Here is a 17156-nt window from a genome sequence, read left to right on the forward strand (position 1 = left end):
ACACTCCAACTAACGCATAACACCAATATAATGCATATTTTATTTTTTGACTGATATGATAGACAGGTAGCATATCAAATGAAGCTAATTTTATCAGATGGATAAACTGATTAGATATAGACAAAATAACTAAATATTACTTTTTAAGCCGTTAAAACCATTTTTGTCATCAACAAGGCAAAAACCGTTCTTATCTAGAGGGCATTTTGACGATACATACACTTAATTCAGCCCAACTATCCCCTCCTATAAGACTGGGGCTAGCCATGTGGTCACAAAACCATTGGCAACACAGTGTGTATGGCAATAATGACCCCAGCCAACGTTTAAGTCGTTATGCTGACATTTTTAATACGGTTGAGGGTAATACCACCTTTTACGCTACGCCATCGATAACACAGGCCAAAATATGGCGCGCCGCTGTCAATCAAGATTTTCGCTTTACCTTTAAACTACCTAAACACATTACACACGAGCTAAAACTGCACAATGCAGGCCCCGCATTAACACAATTTTTCTCGGTAATGGCGCCATTACTCGACGTAACAGGCATGTGGAAAATTCAATTACCGGCCAGTTTTGGTCCACAACATCTGCCCGTATTAGCCCAGTTTTTAACACAAGTGCCTCAAGGGTTAACCTATGGCGTAGAGGTTCGTCACCCAGCTTTTTTTGCCAAAGGCGATGCTGAGCGAGACCTTAACCGCTTGCTTATTAGTCATCAGTGCAACCGCATTATTATGGATACTCGGCCAGTATTTGCTGCGCCGCCAACATCCGAAGCCGTTATTGATGCCCATCAAAAAAAGCCCAAAGTGCCAGTGCATGCCATCGCCACGGCTCAACATCCGGTAGTACGCTTTATTGGTCACCCGCAAGCTGAAGCCAATGTGCATTTTTTTCAAAATTGGCTGAAAAAACTGCCATTATGGATAGCTCAGGGCAAACAGCCCTACTTGTTTATTCACACCCCAGACAATCACCATGCACCTCAATTAGCCGTCGATTTATATCGGTTATTACAGCAACAGCTGATCGATAGCCCCACCCCACTTAACGACATCAACTTACTGGCACAACATCAAGACGCGACCGCGCAAATGGGCTTTGATTTATAGCCATTAATGCTAGGGTTTCAACAGACAAAATAAAACAGTTTATGCTATTATCTGCGCCGATTAAGCCTGCCATTGCAGCGCGTTTATGTTGATAAAGGAACCGCTATGAGTGAATCTGCAACCCGTTTAAATAAATACATCAGCGAGAGCGGGATCTGCTCGCGCAGAGAAGCCGATCGCTTTATAGAGCAAGGTAATGTATTTATTAACGGCAAACGCGCAAAAATTGGCGACACGGTAAGTTTTGGTGACAAAGTAAAAGTGAATGGCCAGGACATTGAACCGCGTGACGAAGCAGATTTAGTGTTTATTGCCTTAAACAAGCCTGTCGGTATTGTGAGCACAACAGAAAGCACCGAGCGCGATAACATTGTCGATTTTGTTAACCACAGCGAACGGATTTTCCCGATTGGTCGTCTAGATAAAGACTCGCAAGGGTTGATATTTTTAACCAACAATGGCGATTTAGTGAATAAAATTTTGCGCGCGGGCAATAACCACGACAAAGAATACGTGGTTACCGTTAACAAACCTATCACCGATGATTTTATTAAAGGAATGGCCGCTGGTGTACCGATATTGGGTGTAGTGACCAAAAAGTGTAAGGTTGAGCAGGTTTCAACCTACGCCTTTAAAATTGTGTTAGTCCAAGGCCTTAACCGCCAAATTCGCCGCATGTGTGAATACTTCAACTATGAAGTCACCAAGCTTGAACGCCAATCGATTATGAATGTGTCACTTAAAGGATTACCCATTGGCGAATGGCGCGATTTAGACGAGCAAGAGCTCAGCACCTTAATGAAATTAATTGAGCATTCATCTTCTGAAGTGAAAAAAGCCCCTCAAAAAGCCAAAAAGAAACCTTTAAAAAGTTTGCGCGACAAAATTGAAGGCCCTGAACACTTTATGCAAGGCAGAGGCAGCAAACCTAAAAAGCCAACAACCAATAAAGGCAAGCCAAACCATTCTCGTAAACCCAAACGCTAAATGACCATTTGGCATGACTTAATTTGCACAGCAGCAATATTAGGGCCGTGTTGATATTTCAAGGGTATTTTTGCAGCGAAATGTTGTTCCATTAGGTAAGGCTGAGGCATTAAACCAGAACAACAAATACCACCATAAGGTTTCGTCTAAAAACGGATTCTGCTTTGTTGAGTGGTCTTTACTTCACTCAAGGTGTTTATACCAGCACAAGAATGCGATCATTCTTACTGGTTAAAAGCGATAATCCAGCTGATGTTAATAACAAAGGTAGCCTACGCTACCTTTGTGCCTTTATCCTCACTGCTCGTACTGTAAACAAAAGCTTTACTGGCATGACCATACGTAGCAATATCGATAAATAAATTTGCTGATTTCATGTTAATAATCATTTTACGGCTACACTCAATAGATAGAGCTCGGCGTAAATCCAGAGAGAGGGTGAATACGGAGCAAGAACATTATTAGTGAATTAATATTGGGTAAATTTAAGTGTAATGGATGGCACACCCTTTTACTTGCGGGGAACAAATGGAGAGTTTTTTTAGCTTAATGAATAATGCAGTGCTGCTGCTCGCACTCGTTGTTATCTTCGACGCTGTTAGAATACAAAATTTTGCTTCCGCGCGGTATAAGTCATTCTTTAGTGGCATTTTCATTGGCATTATTGCAATAAGCGTTATGAGTAACCCTTGGGAACTTCGCCCAGGGGTGTTTTTTGATGCTCGTTGGATCCTACTGAGTTTAAGCGGGTTATTTTTTGGTTTTGTGCCAACACTAATAGCCACTTTGCTGACCATGAGCTTTAGGCTGTATCTTGGCGGTGATGGCGTTTATGTTGGCAGTTTAATTATTGTCACCAGTGCGTTGGTTGGTTTGTCCTGGCGCTATTGGTTAATGCAAACTAGCACTAAGCTTAATTGGAAAAACATTCTCGCCATGAGCTTTATTGTTGAAGTCATGGTGATTTGCTGCTTGTTATTAATGCCAACTGACGATCGATACACTATCGTTACCACCATCAGCCCAACACTATTAACGGTTTTTACTGCGATGTCCTTTTTATTAGGATTATTACTTAAACACCGTATCGACAGTCAAAAACTCGCGCAAGAATTATTACGCCATAAACAGTTACTCGAAACTGAAAAAAATCTACTGCAAAATATTATTGATGGCATACCCGACTTCATTTTCTATAAATCGACCGAAGGCAAATACTTAGGTTGCAATAAAGCATTTGCTAACGAGTTAACACTGACTATTGATCAAATCAAAAATCGTACTGACAATGAGTTATTTACACACGCACAAGCCGCGAAATTTATTGCCGATGATAAACAGGTTTTACAGCTTAATAAGACCGTGGTGTATGACGAAAAAATTTGCAGCTCCGACGGAATTGAACATATCTATCGCACCCAAAAAACACCGTTTACGAATATAGAGGGTGATATTTTAGGTGTTGTAGGCGTCAGCCGAGATCTAGCAGAAATACTGAATATCGAAAAACAATTACAGCGTAGCGAATCGACATATAGAAACATAATTAGTACCGCCCAAGACGGCTTTTTTATTGCGTCACTTGAGGGGAAGATAGTAGAGGCTAATCAGAGCTTTGCAAGCATGACGGGCTACAGCATATCTGAGCTTAATAACATGTTTGTCAATGAAATAGAAACCAATACAAAACACCAGTTCTCGGCTAATAACCTCAATATTGCAAAAAACCAAAAACGTTTAAATTTCACCTCAATGCATAGGCATAAGCAAGGGCACCTTTATCATGTTGAGGTTAGCGTAAGTTACTGGGATGGTGATAACGGCATGTTTTTCTGCTTTGTAAAAGATATCTCTGAGCGTATTGAAGCAGAAAAAAAACTATTACTTAGCGAATCTAAATTTAGGCATATTTTTGAACAAATCCCGGCAATTTCAGTTCAAGGATACGATAAAAATAGAACCGTTATTTTTTGGAATAAAGCCAGTGAAAACCTTTACGGCTTTACTAAAGAGCAAGCTTTGGGTAAAAAACTTGAAGACTTGATTATTCCTGAACCTTATCGGCAAGACGTTATCGACAATGTTAATGCATGGATAGAAGATGGCACCCCGATCCCTGCTGAAGAGTTATTACTAAAACACGCCGATGGCACTATGGTGCCTGTTTATTCCTCACACACATTAATCAACAATACCGACAATGAAACCGAAATGTATTGTATTGATATTGATTTAAGCGCCCAGAAACAAGCCGAAGAGCAAGCGCTAACGTTATCGCAAGCCATTGAGCAAAGTCCTATCTCGATGATTTTAACCGACACCGACAGTAAAATTGAGTACGTTAACGCCGCCTTTGAGAGAACCTCGGGCTACAGTGCCGCCGAAGTCATAGGGCAACCCACTAGCATGCTTAAATCAGGACTCACACCAAAATCCTTATACACCGAATTATGGCAGGCCATCGCTGATGGTAACGCTTGGCAAGGCGAGCTGCAAAATAGAAAGAAAAATGGCGACATATTTTGGGAGCACGCCCATATTGCACCTATTTTTGATAACGCAGGAGTGACAAAACATTATTTAGCATTGAAACAAGACGTTACTCAATATAAGCAACAAGAAGAAAAAATCCTCCACCAAGCCCACTACGACAGCTTAACAGGATTACCTAACCGTTTACTTTCGCTCGACAGGCTGGCTCATATGCTTAAACAGGCAAAACAGGCCAATAACCAAATCGCTGTATTATTTTTAGATTTAGACGACTTTAAAAAAGTAAACGACACCTTAGGGCACTCTGTGGGTGACGAGCTACTAATTCAAGCAGCCACCCGTCTGCAAAACACCGTTCGCAGTGATGATGTTGTTGGCCGTCTCGGCGGTGATGAATTTATTATTTTACTGAGCGACATCCACCAGCAAGCCGATATTGAAATAGCAGCAGATAAATTATTACAGCAATTTTATACACCTTTTAAACTCGGGAGTCGCGAGCTGGTATCTACCATCAGTATTGGTATTGCGCGCTACCCTAACAGCAGTGTTGATGCAAAAGAGTTGCTAAGGCAAGCAGATGCGGCCATGTACCACTCAAAAGAACAAGGCAGAAATACTTACACCTTCTTTACCCATAAAATGAATAATGATATGCACCGCCGCCTTCAACTTGAGGAGCAATTGCGTAATGCATTAAAAAATAACAAGCTAGAAGTGTATTTTCAACCACTGGTTGATATTAGAAACCGTAACATCGTTGGTGCAGAGGCCTTATTACGCTGGCACAACCCAGAGCTTGGCAATGTTTCCCCAGACGAATTTATCCCTATTGCTGAACAAACAGGGTTAATCATACCCATTGGACAATTTGTCATCGAGCAAGCTTTTTCTGCATCTCACCATTGGCAAAGCCACTTTATGAGCCAATTTAAAATAGCCATTAATGTGTCTCCCAAACAATTTAGAGAAGACAAATTTGTTGATTTACTTACATCATTGTTAGCCCAATACCACATCAACCCTAGCAGTGTAGAACTCGAAGTCACCGAAGGGGTATTGCTCAGTGGCGACCAAATAATCAACAGTAATTTAAGTGCCATTAACGATATTGGCGTTAGCATTTCTATGGACGATTTTGGTACAGGTTACTCATCTTTAAGCTATTTGCGTAGTTACCCATTTGACACACTAAAAGTGGATAAAAGCTTTATTAACGACATTACCGTCGACCCAGGAGATCTAGAGTTGGTAGGCGCAGCTATTGCGATGGGCCATGGGTTAAATTTAAGTGTAGTGGCAGAAGGAATTGAAACAGAAGAGCAATATCAATTATTAAGTGCATTAAAATGCGATTACGGCCAGGGCTATTTATTTAGCAAACCTCTACCTAAAGCTGAATTTGAAGCGCTGCTAGACGCACAACACAAACCTGAATAATACTGCCTACCCTTTACCCATAACGCAACGGCTAACCCAATTGGGATTAGCCGCTGCAATAATGCCGGTAAATGCTAACAGCAATTAAGTGTTTTTCACTTTCCAATTAACGGTTTGCCCAGCAAAAAATGGCACTATTGGATTACCGTTTGGCAGAATAATTTCTTCTGGCACCGTCCACTCTTGTTTTACTAACGTGACAGTACCTGTGTTACGTGGTAAACCATAAAAGTCCGCGCCATGGAAACTGGCAAAACCTTCAAGCTTATCTAGCGCGCCTAGATTATCAAACACTTGGGCGTATAACTCTAACGCACTCCAGGCGCTGTAACAGCCAGCACAACCACACGCTGACTCTTTACGGTGTTTTTCATGTGGCGCTGAATCTGTACCTAAAAAGAACTTACTTGAGCCCGTTGCTACCGCAGCTTGCAACGCCTGCTGATGAATATTGCGCTTTAATACTGGTAAACAAAAGTTATGTGGACGAACCCCTCCCACTAATAAATCATTACGATTTAACAGTAAATGCTGCGGTGTAATGGTGGCGGCCACATTGGCTGAAGATTCAGTAACAAACTCAGCAGCTTCTTTGGTGGTGATGTGCTCAAACACCACTTTAAGCTGAGGTATGGCCTCAACAATGCGAGATAAATAGCGGTCAATAAACAGCTTTTCGCGATCAAAAATATCAATGTGCGACTCGGTCACTTCACCGTGCACTAGCAGCAACATACCTTGCTGTGCCATCACTTCGAATATTGGAAATAACGCATCTAATGCTTTTACTGCAGCATCAGAGTTAGTCGTGGCGCCTGCTGGGTATAACTTAGCCGCAACCACACCGGCAGCTTTAGCGTCGATAATATCTTGGGCGCTAGTGTTGTTGGTTAAAAACAGCGTCATTAGCGGTTCAAAGTCACTGCCTTGAGGGCGCGCTGCTAAAATACGTTCACGGTATGCCACTATCATGCCTGCATTGGTCACAGGTGGCACTAGATTTGGCATTACAATCGCACGTTTGAACAACCTTGCAGTAGCAGGTACGGTTTCACGCAGCATATCGCCATCACGAAAATGAAGGTGCCAATCGTCTGGCGTTGTTAGGGTTATTTGCGTCATGTGGGTTCCTAGTGCTACTACCAAAATTGCCGCTATTGTGCCTGAATTCGCTTTTTCTTAATAGATGCATAATTTGAACGCAGACTTTTCTATATCAAAAAATCATGCCATTTTTAATATAAAGTCGCGCTATTCATGTAGCGACAGACCATTAAAACCAGCGGTAACCCTCTATGTTATTATGTTGAAAGCATCTTTCTTATAGGGGAATTAAATTGTTAGCTAATGCCGGTTCTAGATTACTAATCAATGTGTACTTTATTACCGTAATCACGATAATGATGACTGCCTCTGGCTGCAATCAAGCTGAGGTGATGAAAACCTCCGACAATATTCAACCACTTGTTCAAGAAACGCTAATTGATGGCGTACTGTCTAACGATGCCAGTATGGCTATTACATTAGGCAGAAGCCGTACATTATCAATTTGGGATGTGGCAACAAGCCAACTATTACATCAATGGTCTGACGATGACTTTGATGAAACCAATTATCTGCTGGCGTTATCAGGTAACAAACAATTCCTTGCGACTGCTGGCAAACAAAAAATATCCATTTTTAACCTTGGGACAGGCAAATTAGATATCCGTTGGCCCGCTCAGGGATTCAATCCCGACGCCAGTATTTCGAGCCTTTCTCTAAGCCAAACAGGCAGCACTATTTTGGTGGGGATGAATGATGGTTCAATTACAGTGATACAACGAAGTAGCATGACAATGTCATTATTTAAACAACACAGCGCCGCAGTTAATCATGTTGAACTCTCGGGCTTTGAGCAGCAGGTATTATCGACTGGGCTTGATGGTGATGTACATATTTGGGCTGCTTATAACGGTAAGTTGATCAGCAGTTTCTCACGTCCTCAGCAAATCACCAGCGTGAGTTTTGATGACGTTAATCGGCGCTTATTTATTGCCGATGCACTCGATAACAATGTCATTATCGATACCCAAACAACGCAGTCAGTAAGTCATCTAGATTACCTTGAACGCTATCGCTATTTTCGTCAGGCGTTATTCGTCAATCACGGCAAAAACTTAATTACCGCAACGTCAAAACAAAGTGTTATCTATTGGGATGCCTCATCAGGAAAAGAGCTTTCTCATTGGGATATCACCGCCTATAACGCTGGCACCACGGTATTTTCAATGGTAATGAAACCTGATGGTAAGCTATTAACCTTAAGCTCAGATGGCGCACTTGAGACGTGGAGCTTATAAGTTTATAAGCCACCGTTATAATTAAAATCATTACCGCATTATTTGATTTGTTAGTGTGGCGGATTGGTAATTGGCGCCTCATAGATGCTTGCAATGTTTGGCGTAAAATAATCTCGGATAGAATCAATATCATCACTAAGCCATCACTAACACTCCCAATGCCAGCTTGATTTAGCACAGTGATAAAATCAGTATCGTAGAGTTGTCAGATTTATGGGCTAGATCAAAGATCTGTTTGTATCTCAAACTCTATAAACAATAGAGCTTGCATGTGTGAACCACATTCAGTATATATAGCATATGCTAAAAATGAGGTGTCAAATGGCAAGACCTAAAATACCCCGAAACATATGCGGACAACCAGCCAACATTTGCTTTAAACCTAATGGTATTCCAATGACGCAATTGGAACAGGTGCCTCTAGCAGAGGACGAAATGGAAGCATTACGCTTAGTTGATTTGCTCGGCATGCAACAACAAGAGGCGGCTAAGTCGATGGGCGTATCTCGTCAAACACTGGCCAATTTAGTGAAAGCCGCAAGGCTCAAGGTGGTTGATAGCTTAATTAATGGCAAAGCATTGATGACAAAAAGCATCAACTAAATCAGCAGTACAGTAAACATGTAATGGCGTGAATAGGTAAGGCTAATGCAAGCAGTATTAAAAGACTCTGGCCTCAAAGTAACTCATCAAAGATGTAAATTGCTCGAATTTATCAACCAAGTTGATGAGCAGCATTTAACAGTAGAGAACATCTATCAAGGTATTAACGCACAAGGTGAGAGCATTGGACTCACCAGTGTTTACCGGATGATGTCTGATTTTGAGCAAGCAGGCCTTGTGACTCGTCGTTTGCTTGAATCTGAAAAAACGATTTACGAGCTCAGCAATAAACCACGCCATGATCATTTAATTTGCCTAACTTGCGGCAAGGTCATTGATTTTGTCGACCCGCTAATTGAACTGCGTTTAAGCTTAGCTGCTGAGCATCATGGTATGAGCATTCATCACCACAGCCTTAATATGTATGGCCAGTGCTTTGAGTGTCAAAAAGCACATCAAAACGAATCGATTACCTAAAACCTATTGCGCATTATACATCGGTTTTATGACTTGATTTACTGGAGAAAAGCATGACAAAAATAGTGATTATTGGTGGCGTTGCCGGTGGTGCATCTGCAGCAGCAAGAGCAAGACGAGTATCTGAAACTGCTGAAATTATTATGTTAGAACGTGGCGAGTTTGTATCATTTGCCAACTGTGGCCTGCCTTATCATATTAGTGGCGAGATAGAATCAAGAGATGCGCTATTACTGCAAACGCCCGAAAGCTTTAAATCGCGCTTTAATGTTGATGTGCGAGTATTAAACGAAGTGATCACTATTGATCGCCAGGCTAAACAACTGACAGTACGCAATCTTGCAACCAATGAAACCTACCAAGAATCTTATGATAAATTGCTGCTAAGCCCTGGTGCCTCACCAATTAAACCGCCACTGCCAGGGATTGATAGCCACTTTGTTCATAGCCTGCGTAATATTCCCGATATGGATAAAGTCCTATCCACCTTAATGTTGCATAAGCCCAAACATGCCACGGTTGTGGGTGGTGGATTTATTGGTTTAGAAATGGTCGAGGCACTACGCCATGTTGGTTTAGAGGTCAGTTTACTTGAACTTGCCGACCAAGTTATGGGCCCCGTAGACCTTGAAATGGCCAATATGCTGCACCAAAAGTTAGTGGATAACGGCGTTGATTTACGTTTAAAAACCGGGCTAGCTGCCATAACAGAATGCCCTATTCAATTGACTGAATCAGACAACACGGATGACTACGATAAACCTTTATCACCACATTTTCATTTGCAATTAGCCTTAAGTGATAACACAACACTCGCCACCGACTTAGTGATTTTAGCCATTGGTGTTAAACCAGAAACCAGCCTGGCGTCGGCATGCGGCCTTGAGTTAGGTCTGCTCGGTGGTATTCGAGTTGATGACGAAATGCGCACCTCAGACGCCGATATTTTTGCCGTTGGTGATGCCATAGAGACCGCTGACTTTGTCACTGGTAACCCAACGTTAATCCCACTTGCGGGGCCCGCTAACCGACAAGGGCGTTTAGCAGCCGATAACATGTTAGGTGCAAATATAAAGTATCGCGCCACTCAGGGTACTGCTATTTGTAAGCTATTTGACATGGCCATAGCGTCTACTGGACTCAATGAAAAGACCTTGCTCAAAAAAGCCATTCCATTTGAAAAAATTTATGTGCATACCGCCAGCCACGCCAGTTATTACCCTGGCGCTCACCCTATTACGTTGAAACTGTTATTTAGCCCAGATAATGGCACAATTTTAGGCGCTCAAGCGGCAGGATTAGATGGCGTAGACAAGCGAATTGACGTGCTAGCCGTGGCGCAACGTGCTGGTATGACAGTATATGACTTAGCCGACCTTGAGCTGACCTATGCACCGCCATTTGGTTCGGCGCGCGATGTGGTTAACCAAGCGGGTATGGTGGCTGCAAACGTATTGTTAGGTGATGAACAGATTTGTCACACTCAAGATTTCGTTAACTTAAGTGCAAATCAAATCATCGTCGATATTCGCAATCCTGGTGAATTAACCACTGCAGGGGCTATTGATGGCGCGATGAATATGCCACTGCCACAACTGCGTGACCGACTTAATGAGCTTCCAAAAGACAAAGAGTTATTGGTATTCTGTCAGGTTGGTTTACGTGGACATGTTGCTTATCGCATGCTCACTCAACACGGCTTTAAGGTGCGTAACCTCACGGGCGGTTACAAAACCTTCCAAATGGTCAACGCTCGCTTTTAACTTAAGAGTCACTAAAACAAAAGCAGCAACAAAAAACCAGCCCGCAGGCTGGTTTTTTATTATTACTCAATATTGGCCCAAGCCAACAAGGGCGATTACGCTTGTGGGCGCATCGCTGGGAATAAAATCACGTCACGAATGGTATGAGTGTTAGTGAATAACATCACTAAACGGTCGATACCAATACCTTGACCCGCTGTTGGCGGTAAACCGTGCTCAAGGGCTGTGATGTAATCTGCATCGTAGAACATAGCTTCGTCATCGCCTGCATCTTTTGCATCGACTTGTGCTTTAAAGCGGTTGTCTTGATCTTCTGCATCGTTAAGCTCGCTAAAGCCGTTAGCCACTTCACGACCACCAATAAAGAACTCAAAACGGTCGGTAATGAAATCGTTGTCATCGTTACGACGTGCAAGCGGTGAAATGTCTGCTGGGTAACCGGTAATGAACGTAGGTTGCATTAACTTAGGCTCTGCGGTTTCACCAAAAATTTCTTCTAGTAACTGGCCACAAGTCCAGAATTTTTCTAGCTTGATGCCTAAGCTCTTCGCTAAATCACGCATAAACTCAACGTCTTTCACTTGCTCGTAGGTCATTGCTTGAATGGTAGCGTTATCTGGATTGTACTTTTGAATGGCTTCTAACATGCTTAAACGCGCATAAGGGCCACCAAAGTCAACAGTGTGCTCACCGTATGGCATTTGTGCACTGCCTAATAATTCAATGGCGATTGAACTGAGCATCTCTTCAGTTAGGTCCATTAAATCTTTGTAATCAGCGTACGCCATATAGAATTCCATCATGGTGAATTCAGGGTTATGACGTGGTGATAAGCCTTCGTTACGGAAGTTACGGTTAATTTCGAACACACGTTCAAAACCACCAACCACTAAACGCTTAAGGTATAGTTCTGGCGCGATACGTAAATACATGGCCATGTCTAACGCGTTGTGATGAGTGACAAATGGACGTGCAGATGCACCACCAGGAATAACATGCATCATTGGGGTCTCAACTTCCATGAACTCTTTTTTGATCATGAAGTTACGAATAGCAGCAACCACTTTAGAGCGCATAACAAATGCATTGCGCGAGTCTTCGTTAACAATTAAGTCAACATAACGCTGGCGGTAACGTGTTTCTTGATCAGTTAAACCGTGGAATTTTTCAGGTAATGGACGCAATGCTTTTGTCAGCAGTTGGTATTCTTCCATATTGACGTACAAGTCGCCTTTGCCAGATAAATGCAACTGACCTTTAACACCAATAATGTCACCAATATCTAAACCTTGGTAACGTTCTTTTAAATCACCCTGTACTGATTTATCCGCATACGCTTGAATACGGCCAGACACGTCTTGAATCACTAAAAATGGACCACGCTTAGCCATAATACGGCCAGCTATACTGGTTTGAAAACCTAGCGCTTCTAGTGCTTCTTTAGTTTGCTCACCATATTGCGCCTGAAGCTCAGCCGCTTTATGGCTACGTTGCCATGTATTTGGGTGAGCATTGGCTGGGCAGTCTGTGCGGATGTGTTCTAATTTAGCGCGACGCTCTGCAATCAGTTTGTTTTCATCTTGTACGTGTTCGGTCATGTTATATTCTCGCGTTTACTCGCCACACTGTGATGCATGGCGAAAAAGTTAATTGTTAAAGTCCTGATTTTAGGCTGGCTTCAATAAACTTATCTAAATCACCATCCAACACAGATTGAGTATTACGATTCTCAACCCCTGTACGTAAATCTTTAATGCGTGCATCGTCTAATACGTATGAACGGATTTGACTGCCCCAGCCAATGTCTGATTTAGCATCTTCAGCGGCTTGTTTATCGGCGTTTTGCTTGTGCATTTCTAACTCGTATAACTTAGCTTTTAATTGCTTAAAGGCTGAGTCACGGTTTTTATGTTGCGAACGGTCGTTTTGACATTGCACCACGGTATTGGTTGGCAAGTGAGTAATACGCACCGCAGAATCGGTTTTGTTAACGTGCTGACCACCCGCACCAGAGGCGCGATAAGTGTCAATACGTAGATCAGATGGGTTGATCTCGATTTCAATGTCGTCGTCAATTTCTGGGTAAACAAACACCGAGCAAAAAGACGTATGACGTTTACCTGATGAGTCAAACGGCGATTTACGCACTAAGCGGTGTACGCCCGTTTCGGTGCGCATCCAGCCAAATGCATACTCGCCATTAAATTTAATGGTTGCGCCTTTAATACCCGCAACATCACCATCGGTAACTTCCATTAATTCTGGGCTGTAACCATGGGCTTCGCCCCAACGCAAATACATGCGCAATACCATATTGGCCCAATCTTGAGCTTCAGTACCGCCAGAACCAGATTGAATATCCAAGTAGCAATTTGAGGCGTCATTTTTACCTGAAAACATCCGACGGAATTCTAAATCAGCTAAACGAGCATCTAGGGTTTTTAATTCAGCGGCTGCATCGTTGAAGGTTTCTTCGTCGTCTTCTTCGATGGCTAATTCAAGCAGCCCTTCGATATCTTCAAGGCCTGCATCCATATCATCAATGGTTTTAACAACGGCTTCAAGTGCAGCGCGTTCTTTACCTAAAGCCTGGGCACGCTCAGGCACGTTCCATACTTCAGAACTTTCAAGCTCTCGACTGACTTCTTCTAAACGTTCACTTTTAGCAGCGTAGTCAAAGATACCCCCGAAGTAGCTCAGTACGTTCAGCAAGCTCTTTGATTTTGAATTTTACCGGATTAACTTCAAACATGAATATTCAACTTAAATTAGCGGTTAACAAAAAGGTGCAACGGCGCATTTTACCCCATGACACGCGCTAAACCTAGACCGAAAGGCCGATTATTAACAAACAAATGACGAATAAATTTCAGCAACCCAATCGTTTTACCAACCCGCTTTTTTGCATAAAAAATGAACTCACCTGGAGTTCATTTTTGTGTGCCATAAACCCTATGTGTTATGACATTAAATTTTAAACTGGCCTACCAACTTAGCTAAGGTTTGCCCTTCATTGGCAACATCTTTACAGGCTCCAGAAGCGTCTTGACTGGCGGCTAATAACGAGTTAACAATTTCTTGTACTGAATTGACATTGCGATGAATTTCTTCTGTCACAGAACTCTGCTCTGTCGCCGCAGTCGCGATTTGAGTACTCATATCACTAATACTGGTAACCGATGAGGTGACCGCGCCTAGGCTTTCAGAGATTGCACGTGACGATTCAACCGAACTTAAACAGCTGGTTTGACTATCTTGCATGGTCTGCACTGCTTTGGTCATTAATTTATGCAATTGCGATAACATATCGTTAATTTCTACCGTGCTACTTTGTGTGCGGCTAGCGAGGTTTCTGACCTCATCAGCAACAACCGCAAAGCCACGCCCTTGCTCACCGGCACGGGCCGCTTCAATGGCAGCATTTAACGCCAGTAAGTTAGTTTGTTCAGCAATGCCACCAATCACACTTAATACCGAATTAATTTTTTGCGATTGCTCACTTAACGATTTTACGTCTGCTGCGGCATTGTCGATTTGCTTCATTAGGTTAGACACTTCAGTTAATGAGGTATCAACACACTCTTGCGCCTTGGTAACATTGTTTGATGCTGTATGCGTTGCATCTGCCACCATACTAGTATTGTGGGCAACATCATTTGCTGTTGCCGACATTTCAGTAATTGCGGTTACAATTTGATCAATTTCATTGTTGTGACTGTATAGTTGCTCAGTCATTGAAACCGTTTGACCACTGATACTTTGCGCACCGTGCTTAACCCTATCTGTCGCACCAGCAACATCACTAATAATATGCTGCAGCTTGTCGACAAATAAATTAAAAGCGCTACCTAGCTGGCCAATTTCATCTTCACTGGTCACATCTAAACGCTTGGTTAAATCGCCTTCACCTTTAGCTATGTCGTTAAGGGAATTAGCCATATTTTGGATCGGCACAACTAGCTTGTGCGCCATAACAACAACCACAAATGCGGTAATACCTGTTAAGCCGAGCGCCATCAGCAAAAACATCAACGCCTTGTTATTCATGCGCTCTGCTTTTTCATCATGAAACTTGGCAATGGCTTGCTCTATATCGTCAATATAAGCACCAGTACCCAACATCCAGTTGGTATTAGGCACCATAACGGCATAACCCAGTTTTTCGATTAACTGTTCAGTGCCTGGTTTTTTATAAAAGTAGGAAAATATGCCATCACCAGATTTTGCAGCATTTAATAACCCAACAATAATTTTGGTGCCATTGGGGTCAGCCATATCGATTTTATTTTGGCCTTCGAGCTCAGGCATAGTGGCATGGAAAATATTTTTTCCAGTATCATCGTATATAAAGAAATAACCTGCGCTACCAAATTTCAAACCGCGTAATGCTTGGTTAACGTCACCTTTGCTACCCAAGGCGAGTTGATACTCAACAACGCCTTGGGCTATTTCAGTTGCTTCTGCGAGTTGGGTTTTTCTTTCTGTAATTAACTCCCCACGAAATTGAGCAATATCATTTTCTAAAGACTTGCCTTCATTCACATAAAATAGACCCAACAATACAGCTAAAATTAACGACAAAGGGATTAATGACAACCCCAAAAGTTTATTGCGAAGGGAGGATTTGGGCATAGCAGTCAGCCTTTTGTTGTAATAATCTATTCAGTATAGATGTTTACAACATCTAGCCAAACTTTGCACATGAATTAAGTGAAACGTGTCGCAAAAACAACCACATTAAAATAACACTATATCAATGTGAGTATGGCGCCCAAAGAGGCAAAACCGATAACAAGCCAAACAATACCCAGCTTAAACACTTTTAATATACTAAAGCCAATAACCACCATGGCCATATCTACAGGCATTTTCACCGCACTGGTAAATACTGGCTGATACAAGGCAGCTAGCAATAGCCCGACTACGGCGGCATTGACCCCAGCTAATGCACCAGCAATGTGAGGACGCTGACTGATTGAATGCCAACTTTTTAGGCCTACTAACATGAGTAAAAAACCCGGTAAAAATATCGCCAAGGTAGCCACAATAGCGCCGAGTATAGGAGATTCTAGCCACATGTCTGCACCTAAAAAGGTGGCCAGAGTAAACATAGGCCCTGGTATGGCCTGAGCAAGCGCATAGCCTGTCAAAAATCTATCTGGGGTAATGTATTCGCCCACGCTGGCTTCTAGTAACGGCAGCACCACATGACCACCACCAAACACGAGACTACCAACTTGAAAAAACTGCGCAAAAACTTGCCACAAACTGTCATCTTGGCCAATTAAAAACAGTGAACTACTTAAACACAAAATAAACAAAATAAGCCAGGGGTAATCAAGCGAGATGGGTGGGTTTTCTGGGACAATATCTTCACCGCGAGTGAGGACTATGACCCCCACTATGGCCGCCACAATTAATACGCCAATTTGCATTAGCATTGATGGCAAAAGCATAATGGCAACCGCTGTGGCTGCCATTAACACTTTAGCGGTTTTACGCTGACAAAACTGACTAAACATGGACAATGTCGCGTCTGCCACTACCACAACTGCAAGCAATTTTAAACCGTGGATCAATCCTTGTACTGCGGTAATCTCTAACCATTGTGCACTGGTAACGGCCAACAAAAATAACAGTAAAAAAGACGGTAAGGTAAAGCCTAAAAAGGCCGCTAAGCCGCCTAATAAGCCACCCTTATGATAACCAATAGCAAAACCAACCTGGCTAGACCCTGGCCCAGGCATAAACTGACTTAAGGCGACAAAACTGGCGTATTGCTTGCCGTCAAGCCACTGTAAATCGTCAACAAATGCTTTTCTAAAATAGCCAATATGTGCAGCCGGACCACCAAAACTGATTAAGCCTAACGCTAAAAAACGACTGAATATCTGCCACATTACCCGCATCCTTTTTATATAGAAAAATCATGT

Annotated in this window: 12 protein-coding genes; 7 read left to right on the top strand and 5 right to left on the bottom strand. The window is 42.5% G+C overall.

Annotated features, from left to right (window positions below):
* The first annotated feature begins 212 nt into the window (after window positions 1–212).
* The 3 genes from IEW93_RS06625 (at window position 213) to IEW93_RS06635 (ending at window position 6038) form a co-directional block, all read left to right on the top strand.
* Window positions 213–1118 (top strand): DUF72 domain-containing protein, encoded by a 906-nt coding sequence (locus IEW93_RS06625; RefSeq protein WP_487250663.1) that lies wholly within the window; start codon window positions 213–215, stop codon window positions 1116–1118.
* A 105-nt stretch (window positions 1119–1223) separates the two neighbouring features.
* Window positions 1224–2105, top strand: a complete 882-nt coding sequence (gene rluF / locus IEW93_RS06630) for a 23S rRNA pseudouridine(2604) synthase RluF (RefSeq protein WP_188738207.1) — start codon at window positions 1224–1226, stop codon at window positions 2103–2105.
* Window positions 2106–2633: 528 nt separating this feature from the next.
* Window positions 2634–6038, top strand: a complete 3405-nt coding sequence (locus IEW93_RS06635; RefSeq protein WP_188738209.1) for an EAL domain-containing protein — start codon at window positions 2634–2636, stop codon at window positions 6036–6038.
* An 84-nt stretch (window positions 6039–6122) separates the two neighbouring features.
* On the opposite strand, the gene pyrC is transcribed toward IEW93_RS06635, so the two are convergent.
* Complete coding sequence (gene pyrC, locus IEW93_RS06640) at window positions 6123–7160, bottom strand: dihydroorotase (RefSeq protein WP_188738211.1); 1038 nt, start codon at window positions 7158–7160, stop codon at window positions 6123–6125.
* Window positions 7161–7375: 215 nt separating this feature from the next.
* On the opposite strand from pyrC, the gene IEW93_RS06645 reads away from it, so the two are divergent.
* The 4 genes from IEW93_RS06645 to IEW93_RS06660 all read left to right on the top strand — a co-directional run bounded on the left by IEW93_RS06645 (window position 7376) and on the right by IEW93_RS06660 (window position 11223).
* Window positions 7376–8380, top strand: coding sequence for a WD40 repeat domain-containing protein (locus IEW93_RS06645; protein ID WP_223418776.1), 1005 nt, complete (start codon window positions 7376–7378; stop codon window positions 8378–8380).
* A gap of 321 nt (window positions 8381–8701) precedes the next feature.
* Window positions 8702–8983: a DUF134 domain-containing protein gene (locus IEW93_RS06650; protein ID WP_188738213.1), complete on the top strand. Its 282-nt coding sequence runs from the start codon at window positions 8702–8704 to the stop codon at window positions 8981–8983.
* A 45-nt stretch (window positions 8984–9028) separates the two neighbouring features.
* Entirely contained in the window at window positions 9029–9460 is a 432-nt protein-coding gene (locus tag IEW93_RS06655) for a transcriptional repressor (RefSeq protein ID WP_188738216.1), read from the top strand.
* Between the two features lie 53 nt (window positions 9461–9513).
* Complete coding sequence (locus IEW93_RS06660) at window positions 9514–11223, top strand: FAD-dependent oxidoreductase (protein WP_188738218.1); 1710 nt, start codon at window positions 9514–9516, stop codon at window positions 11221–11223.
* A gap of 95 nt (window positions 11224–11318) precedes the next feature.
* Here the strand turns inward: IEW93_RS06660 and lysS are convergent, their stop codons facing one another.
* The 4 genes from lysS to chrA all read right to left on the bottom strand — a co-directional run bounded on the left by lysS (window position 11319) and on the right by chrA (window position 17123).
* Window positions 11319–12821, bottom strand: a complete 1503-nt coding sequence (gene lysS / locus IEW93_RS06665; RefSeq protein ID WP_188738220.1) for a lysine--tRNA ligase — start codon at window positions 12819–12821, stop codon at window positions 11319–11321.
* A gap of 55 nt (window positions 12822–12876) precedes the next feature.
* A protein-coding gene (prfB, locus tag IEW93_RS06670; protein ID WP_188738222.1) for a peptide chain release factor 2 occupies window positions 12877–13975 on the bottom strand; the annotation gives its coding sequence in 2 pieces (ribosomal slippage) (window positions 12877–13899 and window positions 13901–13975; 1098 coding nt in all).
* A gap of 215 nt (window positions 13976–14190) precedes the next feature.
* Window positions 14191–15855: a methyl-accepting chemotaxis protein gene (locus tag IEW93_RS06675; protein ID WP_188738224.1), complete on the bottom strand. Its 1665-nt coding sequence runs from the start codon at window positions 15853–15855 to the stop codon at window positions 14191–14193.
* Between the two features lie 116 nt (window positions 15856–15971).
* Window positions 15972–17123 (bottom strand): chromate efflux transporter, encoded by a 1152-nt coding sequence (gene chrA / locus IEW93_RS06680; RefSeq protein ID WP_188738226.1) that lies wholly within the window; start codon window positions 17121–17123, stop codon window positions 15972–15974.
* Between the last annotated feature and the right edge of the window lie 33 nt (window positions 17124–17156).

The organism is Shewanella inventionis (genome assembly GCF_014641855.1).
GTDB classification, from domain to species: Bacteria; Pseudomonadota; Gammaproteobacteria; order Enterobacterales; family Shewanellaceae; genus Shewanella; species Shewanella inventionis.

What these genes read in the sequence shown, in the direction of transcription:
- pyrC (WP_188738211.1), bottom strand. Translation starts at nt 7,160, where the DNA reads ATGACGCAAATAACCCTAACAACGCCAGACGATTGGCACCTTCATTTT.
- chrA (WP_188738226.1), bottom strand. Translation starts at nt 17,123, where the DNA reads ATGTGGCAGATATTCAGTCGTTTTTTAGCGTTAGGCTTAATCAGTTTT.
- IEW93_RS06650 (WP_188738213.1), top strand. Translation starts at nt 8,702, where the DNA reads ATGGCAAGACCTAAAATACCCCGAAACATATGCGGACAACCAGCCAAC.
- IEW93_RS06660 (WP_188738218.1), top strand. Translation starts at nt 9,514, where the DNA reads ATGACAAAAATAGTGATTATTGGTGGCGTTGCCGGTGGTGCATCTGCA.
- rluF (WP_188738207.1), top strand. Translation starts at nt 1,224, where the DNA reads ATGAGTGAATCTGCAACCCGTTTAAATAAATACATCAGCGAGAGCGGG.
- IEW93_RS06675 (WP_188738224.1), bottom strand. Translation starts at nt 15,855, where the DNA reads ATGCCCAAATCCTCCCTTCGCAATAAACTTTTGGGGTTGTCATTAATC.
- IEW93_RS06655 (WP_188738216.1), top strand. Translation starts at nt 9,029, where the DNA reads ATGCAAGCAGTATTAAAAGACTCTGGCCTCAAAGTAACTCATCAAAGA.
- IEW93_RS06635 (WP_188738209.1), top strand. Translation starts at nt 2,634, where the DNA reads ATGGAGAGTTTTTTTAGCTTAATGAATAATGCAGTGCTGCTGCTCGCA.
- lysS (WP_188738220.1), bottom strand. Translation starts at nt 12,821, where the DNA reads ATGACCGAACACGTACAAGATGAAAACAAACTGATTGCAGAGCGTCGC.